Origin of the sequence: Gelidibacter japonicus, from assembly GCF_010725055.1 — a bacterium.
Taxonomy (GTDB): domain Bacteria; phylum Bacteroidota; class Bacteroidia; order Flavobacteriales; family Flavobacteriaceae; genus Gelidibacter; species Gelidibacter japonicus.
In genome coordinates, this window is sequence record NZ_BJKB01000025.1 from 1 (window position 1) to 11,072 (window position 11,072).

The following is an 11,072-nucleotide window of genomic DNA, read 5'->3' on the forward strand; positions in this document are numbered from 1 at the left end:
GTTGTGGTAAAGCCTAATCAGCTTCGTCAAAACAGATCCAAAAAAAGAAGCGATAAAATAAATTTCGGTTTATTTTATCGCTTCTTTAAAGTAATCACTAAAAATGAGATGCTTTTTCAGTGGCCTCCGAATTCAGGATGCTTTTTTACTAACTAACCAACCAAAATGTAAATATTAACGTCTCTAAAGGTTAACTACTCCTTTTTTGTAATGTAGAGCATAATTACTTACACCATTAGCTTTTCAAATTCCGTGCCAAAAGACACTTTGCACATTAAAAACTTTTGTTATATCTTTATAATATCAATATGATATCATTTTAAATAACTACCAGATGAAAGAAGAAAAAATTATAATCCCTGCAAACGGTTACTTGATGCTGTTTTTGTTCCTGATTTTAATGATTGGGGGCATTGCCTTATTAATCAGAACAGAAAACGCCATATTCGCATTCGCAATCGTGGCAGCCATACTTATCGCTCCAGGATTTGTAATGGTCCAACCCAATAACTCCAGAGTTTTATTGTTATTCGGAAAATATGTTGGAACCGTCAAAAAAAACGGATTTTACTGGGTCAATCCGTTTTATACAAAAACCAAGATTTCGTTGAGAGCAAGTAACTTTGACAGTGAACGCCTGAAGGTGAATGACAAATTAGGCAACCCTGTCATGATTAGCACAATTTTAGTCTGGCGTGTTGAAAATACTTATAAAGCAGCTTTTGATGTTGATAATTTCCAAAACTTTGTGCGTGTTCAAACCGATGCGGCCGTAAGAAAGTTGGCAAGCATGTATCCATATGATAATTTCGCAGATGAGGGACTAACGGAAGATATCACCTTGCGTTCAAGTGTGAACGAAGTCAGCGAAGCTCTTGAAAAAGAGCTTGAAGAACGTTTGGCTATTGCCGGAATTGAAGTTCTGGAAGCCCGGATAGGTTACTTGGCTTACGCTCAAGAAATCGCGAATGCGATGCTTAAGCGACAGCAAGCTACAGCAATTGTTGCTGCACGTCATAAAATTGTGCAAGGCGCAGTGAGTATGGTTGAAATGGCCTTGGATGAATTGAGTAAAAAAGATATCATACATTTGGACGAGGATCGTAAAGCAGCCATGGTAAGCAACCTTATGGTCATTCTTTGTAGTGACAAAGATGCAACACCCGTCGTGAACGCCGGAACGTTGAATCATTAAATGACAACAATCCATTGGTATAAATCGCACCCATCATTTCATTTGTAAAGATTGAAAATAAGTTGTATTTATAAGTGACAAAAAAAATCAATAAAAACACATAGTCGAATGTCTAAAAAGAAAGCCTTCGCGCTTCGCATTAATGAAGAGATGCTCAATGCCATTGAAAAATGGGCTTCCGATGAATTCAGGAGTACCAATGGCCAGATTGAGTATGTCCTCATGCATGCTTTAAAGAAAGCGAACCGCCACCCAAGACAATCCAACAGCGACACTTCTATAAGCGACAAGTAAAATGTCGCTTTTTTTAAAACTTAAATTGTGGTATTTTGCGCATCAAACTTACTTAACATGTCGCATTTTCTTAAAATTTTCTTTTTTTTAGGTCTTTTTATGGCCACGTTATTATCTACACAGGCTCAAACCTTGACCATTGATAAAGCCAGTGAAAACTACTCCGAGAACTTTGATATTCCAGTAACCGTCGATTCTATTAGCTTTAATAGTTTTCTGATCAAGTTATCCACTAGTGATCCTACGCTCATCATAAATCAGGTGGTCTTAAATAAGAAATTTTCAAAAGGAACCTTAAAATTTGGATCTACTGGCTCCATCTACACTATCGATTATTCTAGTGAAGCGCCAATTACCATCTCAAAAAAGGAAAAACTATTCGATTTAAAACTGAATACCACCAATCGATTTTCAGATGAACATATTCTTACTATTGATGAAGGAAACTTCTACAATAATGACAACCTCGTTTCAATAACCCAAAAAACAAAGCCTTCAACGGTCAATCAATTTGTACTTTTCAAGAATGACGCCATTGTCTTTGGTCTTTTAATGCTGGCTCTTGGTTTTGTTTTTTATACCGAATCAAAGAAAGGCGGTTTTTGGTCAAAATTCTACAAGTACATCCCAGGACTTTTAATGTGCTATATGATTCCGGCAATTTTCAATTCTTTGGGATTGATCTCGGCTGACGTTTCACAGACTTATTATGTTGCAAGTCGCTATCTTTTACCAGCTTCATTGGTGCTATTGACCATTAGCATCGATTTGAAAGCGGTTTTCAACTTGGGTTGGAAAGCGTTGGTCATGTTCTTTACGGGAACTATCGGAATAATTATTGGAGGTCCGATTGCCATTCTGATCATCTCCACCTTTTCCCCTGAAACGGTTGGCGGTGCTGGCTTTGACGCCGTTTGGAGGGGCTTGGCCACGTTAGCAGGCAGTTGGATTGGCGGCGGTGCCAACCAAGCCGCCATGTTGGAAATTTATGGGTTCAACCAAGAACTTTACGGAGGTATGGTTCTAGTAGATATTGTCGTCGCCAATATATGGATGGCAGTACTTTTATTGGGTATTGGCAAGAGAGAAAAAATAGACACCTGGTTAAAAGCGGACAACACGGCAATCAACGCATTGCAAGAAAAAGTACAGACGTTCAGCGAAAAAATTATCCGGATCCCATCCTTGACTGATCTATTAATGATCCTGACCTTTGCCTTTGTAGCAGTTGGGATTGCACACTATGGCGCCGACGTCATCTCCACTTACCTTTCCAATAACTTTGTAGCTGTGAGCGATCCAAGAAGCGCCTTATCATCCTTTGGCAGTCAATTTTTCTGGTTAATTTCTATTGCAACCTTAATTGGAATTTTGCTGTCCTTTACAAAAGCCAAGAATTACGAAGGAGCTGGTGCGAGTAAAGTGGGAAGTGTGTTCATATATATCTTGGTGGCTACCATTGGGATGAAAATGGATTTAGGAAAGATTTTCGAAAATCCAGGCCTTATTTTAATAGGTCTGGTTTGGATGGCCATTCACGCGGGACTCCTAATCCTAATTGCCAAACTTATTAGAGCTCCTTACTTCTTCTTAGCCGTTGGAAGTCAGGCAAACGTTGGTGGTGCAGCTTCCGCCCCTGTTGTGGCAGCGGCCTTCCATCCGTCATTGGCAACGGTAGGTGCGCTTTTAGCTGTTTTTGGATATGTAGTAGGAACTTATGGGGCACTTTTATGTGCTGAACTCATGAGAATAGTTTCTGTAGGTTAGTTTTAAATGGAATTTTATAGGATATTTGCCGACCAAAAAGTTCAAGGTTCAAAGTTCAGGATTCAGGGTAAAAAGTTAATTCTGAAGCGGACATAACCCCCAGTAATTAAATACGAAAAAAAATAAATGAAAAGATTAGCGTTTATCATCTCCTTACTTATTGTATCGTCCTGCGCAAAGGACAACTCAAATTTCATTCTTAAAGGAACCATCAAAGGTTTAAAAAAAGGAACCGTATATCTTCAAAAAGTTGAAGACACCTTGCTCGTTTCCATTGATTCCCTGAATATTATTGGTGAAAGGGAATTTGAATTGAAAGCACATTTGGATGCTCCGGAGGTTCTTTACCTAAAACTCGATAAACACGGTGAAGAAAACAACCTCATTCCATTTTTCGCTGCTGAAGGCATTACAGAAATCAACACCACGTTAAAAAACTTCTTAATGGATGCAAAAATCAAAGGTTCCGTACAACAAGAAAAATTGGAAGAGTACCAATTGATGATGGATAAGTTTAAAGATAAAAACCTTGACCTTATCAGAGATAACCTAGAGGCCCAAAGAAGCAAAGATTCCATTCAGATGGATTCAAGTTTAAAGGAATACAACAACTTGATTGTCAGAAAATATCTGTACACCATCAACTTCGCCATCAACAATAAAGATAGTGAGATTGCTCCATATTTGGCGATTTCAGAAATACCTGATGCCAATCTTAGATATTTAGATACCATCAACCAGGCCTTGCCACCCGATATTAAATCGTCCAAATATGGAAAGGCACTGCAAGACTTAATTGATGAACGTAAAAAAGAATAGGTTTTTTCACTTTTTAATATTTTGATGTTTAAAGTCGTTATTAAACGACCAGAAAATTGAAATACTTTACATGGATATACGTTACTTTGTAAAGGCATTTTGAATAATGAACATTAACAAGGTCAAACTTATCAAATGGGCTAAGAGAATAGGCTACGGCTTAGGTATCCTCTTAGCTCTTTTTATTTGTTTTTTTGCGAGCATTTATTTTGGTCTCTGGGGAAAAATCCCAGATTCAGAAGAATTGGCACGCTTAAAACAGAGTCAGGCCACCCAAGTTTTGGATGTCAACAATGATTTGATTGGTAAAATTTATGTTTACGATAGACAATCGATCAAGTATACAGATTTTCCTCAACATTTAATTGACGCCTTGATTGCCACGGAAGATGTACGGTTTTATGATCACAACGGAATAGATAACAAAAGTTTACTCCGTGTTTTTTTTAAAAGTATTTTACTGTCTAATGATTCTTCCGGAGGCGGCAGCACTATTACCCTACAATTGGCCAAAAATCTATTTGGCAGAAAAGACTATGGTACTTTGGGGATTGTAGTCAACAAAATCAGGGAAAGCATCGTCGCAAGACGGATTGAAAGCCTCTATTCAAAAGAAGAAATTCTCACATTATATCTCAACACAGTGCCTTTTCCAGATAATACTTATGGTATTGAAAGTGCTTCTGAAAAATTTTTCAATTCCCACACTAAGGATTTGACCTTGGTTCAATCAGCAGCTTTAGTTGGATCACTTAAAGCCAATACAAGTTACAATCCGCGTCGTTATCCTGAAAAATCAAATGCCAGGAAGAACGTAGTCATCCAGCAAATGGAAAAATACGGTTACCTATCTGAAAAAGAAGCTGGCCAAGCTAAAGCCGATAGTATTACCATCGACTATCAAAATTACGCACCTAATGAAGGATTGGCACCCTATTTTAGAGCACAGATCAAAAAGCAGTTGGACAGTTTGCTCAGACAAAAAAAATATTTAAAACCAGACGGTGAGATGTATAATATTTATCACGACGGTTTAAAAATCTACACCACCTTAGACAATACGATGCAACGCTATGCAGAAGCAGCCATGAAAGAACATATGCGCGATTTGCAACGCCAGTTTGAAAAGGCCTACGGACAGAATGCCCCTTGGCTGAAAGGAAAGCATGCTTTTGAAGCCGCCAAAAAGCGCCTAAGTGCGTATAAAAAACTCAAAGCACAAGGTTTAAATGAAAAAGCCATTGAAGATTCCTTGAGTCAAAAACATCAAACGGATTTATTCTCTTGGGATGAAACCACGGTCAAATCCATGTCCACTTTAGATAGTTTGGAATATTATTCCAAATTTCTCAACGTCGGACTCGTATCTTTAGATCCTGCCAATGGTGCCATTAAAGCTTATGTTGGTGGTATAGATTACGGATTTTTCCAATTTGACCATATTGTACAAAGCAAGCGTCAAGTTGGATCTACATTTAAACCCATTGTCTATACCGCAGCTTTAGATAATGGAATAGATCCGTGCACCTATTTCCCGATAAAAGCGATTACTTATACTGATGTAGATAATTGGCGCCCCACAAATGCTGGAGGCACTGAAGATGACGATTTGAATTACTCGATGCAATATGCATTGAGCAATTCCATTAATACCATTGCCGTAAAGGTCCTTTATGAAACGGGTATTAACAATGTTATTGAACAAGCAAAACGCATGGGGATTAACAGTGATATTCAAGCAGTTCCATCGATAGCTTTAGGCGCTTCCAATCTTACAGCTTTAGAATTAGCAACAGCATATACGTCATATGTCAATGGAAGCAAACCGTCAAATCCAGTTTTTATTACGAAAATCGAAGATAAAGATGGAAATATCATCGCCTCTTATGAGGACCTGCATCCAGACGACCCAACGAAGAAGGACATGGCCTTTAGTGTTGATACCCGACAAGTGATGCTGGAATTCATGAAAGCTACCGTCAACGAAGGCACTGCAGCACGGTTAAGATCAAGTTACCAATTACCCAATGCCATTGCAGGAAAGACTGGAACAACGCAAGATAACAAAGACGGCTGGTTTGTTGGGATTATGCCAAAATTGGTTACGGTAACCTGGGTTGGCAATGACAATCAACAAATAGGTTTTAGCTCTACCGGACTTGGTCAAGGCGCCAATTCGGCCTTGCCTATTTTTGCGAAATACATCCAGAAACTAAATGCGGATTCCAAATACAACAGCCTCACGAAAGCGTCTTTTGAAACGCCTTCCGAAACTGTTCTAAATTCTTTGGATTGTGAGCCCACAAAAACTGACGGCTTTTTTAAACGTCTTTTTGGCAGCAATAAAGACGAGCGCAAATTTGAAAAGAAAGAGAAAAAGAAAGGGGGCGGTATTTTTGGATGGCTGAAGAAGAAGGATAAAGAGGAAGATGAACATCAAAACTGATGGGCTCTACCATGTTTTTTTTCCAATCATTTTGCATTTCTCTACCTACTGTCTTATCCATTTTCTGGTCCTGAAAAGCATATTATTGCGGTTTCCGACACTAGTTTGTTGGTCCAAATTAACTTATGCTTTTTTGTTTTCCCTTAAGCTGTTTGAAGCAACACAGCCCAAATAAACACAAAACACTACGGTTTTACCTTAGCTTTTTTACGGTTTTCCCGTAAGTAAATGTAAAATTTATTGCTTAACTTGATTGCAAAACCATAAAACATAAGCCATGTTAAACCACTACAGAAAATTATTCACCCCCCTTAGTTTTGATTTTTGCATTGTCCATCGTGTTATCCTCCTGTAACAAGAAAGATGACCTGGCACAAAATGACAGTTATTTCAAAACCGTAGATTTACATAAAGCTCTTGACTTTATAAATCAGACCGAACAGGCACAAAAACGCAGTGCTACACAAAGCTATATCACCTCGGTAGTACCAGAGATTAATTATGAAGCCATAACCAATAGTAATGAACAGCTTGCCGTCATACCTGTTACAACGATCCATGGCTTTTTAAATAGCAAATTGGCATTATTAGAAATAAACGGTGAAGTGCAAAGTGCCGTGGTGAGCTTAAACCCATTCGAACATTCAACAGACACTCAGTTTTCTGGCGAAATTTTAATAACAGACATCAATGGAAATTTTTTAAAAGCCTTTAAGCTGGAAAATAACGCCATCGTATCTGAATATACGGATAACACCGCCCAAGGTGGTGAAAGTAGCGCCATATTAAAACGGGACTCCACCAATGACACCGATGGCAGTTGTGCGTGCCCCTTTAAAATCTGTGATTGGTGCTCGTTAGATGAGGTTGTCATAGAAACCAGAGTGCCATCACCACCAACACCTTATGTCTCTATCTCTTATATGTATCCAACTGGTGGCGGTCAAAATCAGGGTAATTGTGAAGTGGGCTGCGAGAACAATTGGAATTTTGGTGGCGGTGGAATTTATGGAGGGGAGGTTTTGGAAGAAGAAATCATCAATGAGCTTACGGGCAAGGAAAAATGCCTACATGATCTACTGACGAAAAATGGAACAGATTTTGTCAGAAATCTGTTAAAAAAGTTTGAAGGAGAATCTGAATTTGACATTAAAATACAATCTAAAGATAAAGTTGTATCGCAAAAAACAGGAGAAGAAGTAAACGGAACAACGTCTCCACCAATAAATAAAGTAATTACCATAAGCATAAGCACCTCTAAAACAAACCAACATGCTGCACTCGAAGGGGCAAAAACAATTTTACATGAATATATACACGCAGACATTTTCAGAAAGCTTAATACTAAATATACATCAAGCGGAGATTTGGATTTCAAAAAAACTTATGAAGCGTATTCAGATCAGCACGAAGCTATGGGTGCTCTTTATGTAAACGTCATGAAGAATGCTCTAAAGGACTTTCACAAAAATGTGCTCACAGAAGATTACAATAAATATACAACTTATTACGAAGAAGTTCCCAATGACGATTTCTATGAAGCTTTGGCTTGGAGAGGATTAAAAGAACATGATGTAAAAGCATGGACTGACTTATCTCCCGAAAAAAAAGAGGAAATTAATAATTTATCTATAAGAGTTGATATTTTAACAAAAGAGGTAAACTGTATAGATTAACAACCCAAATACTATGAGAAAATTAATTTTGCTTAGTATAAGTTTATTTTTTTATTCAATTTTAAACTTATCGGCACAAGATAGAGCGAAGGATACATTATATTTCAAGTTAGACGGCAACTATCTCTATGAGTCAAAATATGTCGAAAATTCATTTCTATTAGAAGATAGCAATGATGTTGGGAAAGGTACATTTTTCTTTGAAAAAATTAGAACTGAACATCATAAAGAACCACAAAAAATTCTTTGTCTCAAAAAATATGTGCGCTCCTCAATATACTATAATAAGCACAAAAAGTTTAAGCTTAATGATTATAGACTTTGGGAGCATTTGAATAATTACACTATCTATTTGGTTAAAAAGACAGATCACGGTGTTGAATATATTCAAGTAATAGCCAATTTTGAAATTGAATAATCCTAAATTTCCTATTGTATTGTTCGCATGATCGATCAGGATCAAAAGGTCAAACTATCAATAGAATTCAACTTAGGTAAACGGAAAGAGTCACTTCTCTTGCGAACTGTGATTTGTGCTCGTTAGATGAGGTCGTCATAGAAGCCAGTGCGCCATCACCACCAACACCTTATGTCTCAATCGCCTATATGTATCCAACTGACGGCGGTCAGAGTCAGGGTAATTGTGAAGTGGGCTGCGAGAATAACTGGAATTTTGGTGGCGGTGGAATTTATGGTGGGAATGTTACGGAAGTCGAAATTATCAATAACCTTACCAACCCGTGTGCAAAGTCCATTTTTGAAGGGTTGAGAATTGAAATGATTAAAAAGAACATCTTACAACAGGTGATGCAACCTACACCAAAAGTGAACTTAACTTTTGCGGAATCTATTTTAAAGCTGTTTAATGATTCAAACACATTCAACTTATCAATTACTAATGGAAACTTAAATAATTCTGGTGGGAGCACGATAGGATCATCAATAACGATTGGTGACGCCTACCTCAAGAGTGCCACAAGTCTTTCAATAGCTCGAACTATGATTCACGAAATGGTTCATGCCTATTTGAATACAAAATATGCAAATTTCATTGACCTGAATGACTGGGATTTTAAGATTGCAATGGATAAATACGCTACAGATAACGGATTTAATCCCAACGGTACAGCGGTAGAAAAAAACAGATTTCACCACGAGTTTATGGGCCAATATGTCGATGCTATGGCAATTTCGCTCGTAAGCTGGGACCAAAAATATGGTACGGGAGGCATTACAAGAACAGATTCCAGAGGTCATCAAACCTTAGATTGGGAATATTATAAAAGTATGGCATATGGAGGGCTCTATTACGAAGATTCCTATGGGAATCAAATCGCAACAGATTCTTTTAAAGCTTTAGTACCTAATAAATCAGATAGAGATATAATCAAAAATATACTAAAAAATGAACAAGATGGAAATGGAAGTTCAAAGGGTACGAAATGCTAAAATATTGATTTTAGTTGGCATGTTTTGTATAAATATACAAGCTCAAATTAAGTTTAATGGATCATACTGTAAAGACTATGATTTGAAGAACATGTCTAATTGTTTAACATTTGAAACGAAAAAAAAATTCGCGTATGAATATAGTGGTGACACTGGAGTGTTTGAATTCGGACATGGGGAGTATCTATTCAAGGATAACAAGCTAATTTTAAATTACAATAAAACTGAACCAATAAAAACAGGACACCATTTTTCAGAAATATGGACTAATAACAAGGATTCCATTCATATACAATTCAATGTTTTTGATTTTGATAGTCTTCCGCTACCAGCGGTAAGTGTTATTTATAAAGATAGCTTAGCGCAATACGGTTTCAACGGGGTTGCCTCAAACAAAAAGGGTATTGCGGCAATAAAATTAAAAAAAAACAGTAATACGTTACAGGTCGAAATTTCAAATGTGGGTTTTCAATCCTATAAATTCTCCTTAGATAGAAATTACAACCAAGTCATCTCTGTTTTTTTACAAAAAGATGGCTATGGTCTACCTATAAGAAACCAAATAGACACCCTTCAAATAGAAAAAATTAAACGAAAATATTTTACGGTCAGGAATAAAAACGGAAGCATCACCACCTGGCGAAAGAGAGAAGATTAGAATTGTAAGGTCTTTTATCTGATGGCAGCAATACCTAAAAACTTCGCGCTATGATAAAATTTAGTGTAGTTTGTTATAAATCATTTTTCAAATACTAAAGCATGGGAAAATCGATATGCCGACTCACTATACGCAAAAAAGGAGAAAACACGAATAATAACTGTTATTGCAAATTATGAAAAATCTAAAAAAAATGAATGTCAATAAGATTGTGTTTTTAATAATGCTTTCACACTCCATAATATCCTTTTCTCAAAAAAAAGAAGATGTGTATTTTGTCTTAGAAGATGTTAATTCCGAATATGCCATTAATAATATTATGTATGGCGAAAAAATAGGATTTATAATTTTATTGAATAAAGAAGAGTATCAGTACCATCAAAAAAAAGTAGAAGAAGCAAAAAAGAATGGCAGCTATCATTTTGATCCGGCAAGTGGTAGGGACAATCTTAACATTAAAGTTAGAAAATTAACCTTTGAAGTCCTCGCAGCTGAAAGACTTAAAGCATCAAGCTGCGAAATTGACAGACTGAACTTGGTGGATTATGAATGGATCCTCAATAATAGTTGGAAAAAGATAGCGAAACAAGATTATGTTTTTAAAGACATCTATTTCTTAAAAAAAATAGATGATAATGAATATGTCTCCTACAAGGTCGGTATTACTATTGTTGATCATTAACATCGCAAAGTGAGTTTTTTCAATAAGCGTTATTTTACAGTAATCATAGAAACCAGAGCGCCATCACCACCAACACCTTATGTCTC

10 protein-coding genes are annotated in these 11,072 nt (G+C 36.9%); all 10 read left to right on the forward strand.

Translation table 11 applies throughout. The annotated features are described in order from the left end of the window. The first annotated feature begins 334 nt into the window (after positions 1-334). Positions 335-1,195 carry an SPFH domain-containing protein gene (locus G6N06_RS18160; RefSeq protein WP_163518128.1) on the forward strand — a complete coding sequence of 287 codons (861 nt, stop codon included), beginning with the start codon at positions 335-337 and terminating at the stop codon, positions 1,193-1,195. A 108-nt stretch (positions 1,196-1,303) separates the two neighbouring features. Further along, the gene (locus G6N06_RS18165; RefSeq protein ID WP_163518129.1) at positions 1,304-1,489 is read left to right on the forward strand and encodes a type II toxin-antitoxin system antitoxin; all 186 of its coding nucleotides are present in this window, start codon (positions 1,304-1,306) and stop codon (positions 1,487-1,489) included. A 552-nt stretch (positions 1,490-2,041) separates the two neighbouring features. Beyond that, positions 2,042-3,256: a DUF819 family protein gene (locus G6N06_RS18170; RefSeq protein WP_240338104.1), complete on the forward strand. Its 1,215-nt coding sequence runs from the start codon at positions 2,042-2,044 to the stop codon at positions 3,254-3,256. Between the two features lie 126 nt (positions 3,257-3,382). Beyond that, a complete protein-coding gene (locus G6N06_RS18175; RefSeq protein WP_163518130.1) occupies positions 3,383-4,075 on the forward strand; it encodes a DUF4369 domain-containing protein in 693 nt (230 codons plus the stop codon). 106 nt (positions 4,076-4,181) lie between these two features. Further along, positions 4,182-6,521 carry a transglycosylase domain-containing protein gene (locus G6N06_RS18180; protein WP_163518131.1) on the forward strand — a complete coding sequence of 780 codons (2,340 nt, stop codon included), beginning with the start codon at positions 4,182-4,184 and terminating at the stop codon, positions 6,519-6,521. A gap of 317 nt (positions 6,522-6,838) precedes the next feature. Next, on the forward strand, positions 6,839-8,197 hold the full coding sequence (locus tag G6N06_RS18185; RefSeq protein WP_163518132.1) for a hypothetical protein: 1,359 nt from the start codon (positions 6,839-6,841) through the stop codon (positions 8,195-8,197). 13 nt (positions 8,198-8,210) lie between these two features. After that, the gene (locus G6N06_RS18190) at positions 8,211-8,615 is read left to right on the forward strand and encodes a hypothetical protein (protein ID WP_163518133.1); all 405 of its coding nucleotides are present in this window, start codon (positions 8,211-8,213) and stop codon (positions 8,613-8,615) included. A 113-nt stretch (positions 8,616-8,728) separates the two neighbouring features. After that, positions 8,729-9,646: a hypothetical protein gene (locus G6N06_RS18195; protein ID WP_163518134.1), complete on the forward strand. Its 918-nt coding sequence runs from the start codon at positions 8,729-8,731 to the stop codon at positions 9,644-9,646. Between the two features lie 91 nt (positions 9,647-9,737). Then, the gene (locus G6N06_RS18200) at positions 9,738-10,304 is read left to right on the forward strand and encodes a hypothetical protein (protein ID WP_163518135.1); all 567 of its coding nucleotides are present in this window, start codon (positions 9,738-9,740) and stop codon (positions 10,302-10,304) included. Positions 10,305-10,479: 175 nt separating this feature from the next. Further along, complete coding sequence (locus G6N06_RS18205; RefSeq protein ID WP_163518136.1) at positions 10,480-10,986, forward strand: hypothetical protein; 507 nt, start codon at positions 10,480-10,482, stop codon at positions 10,984-10,986. Positions 10,987-11,072: the final 86 nt, after the last annotated feature.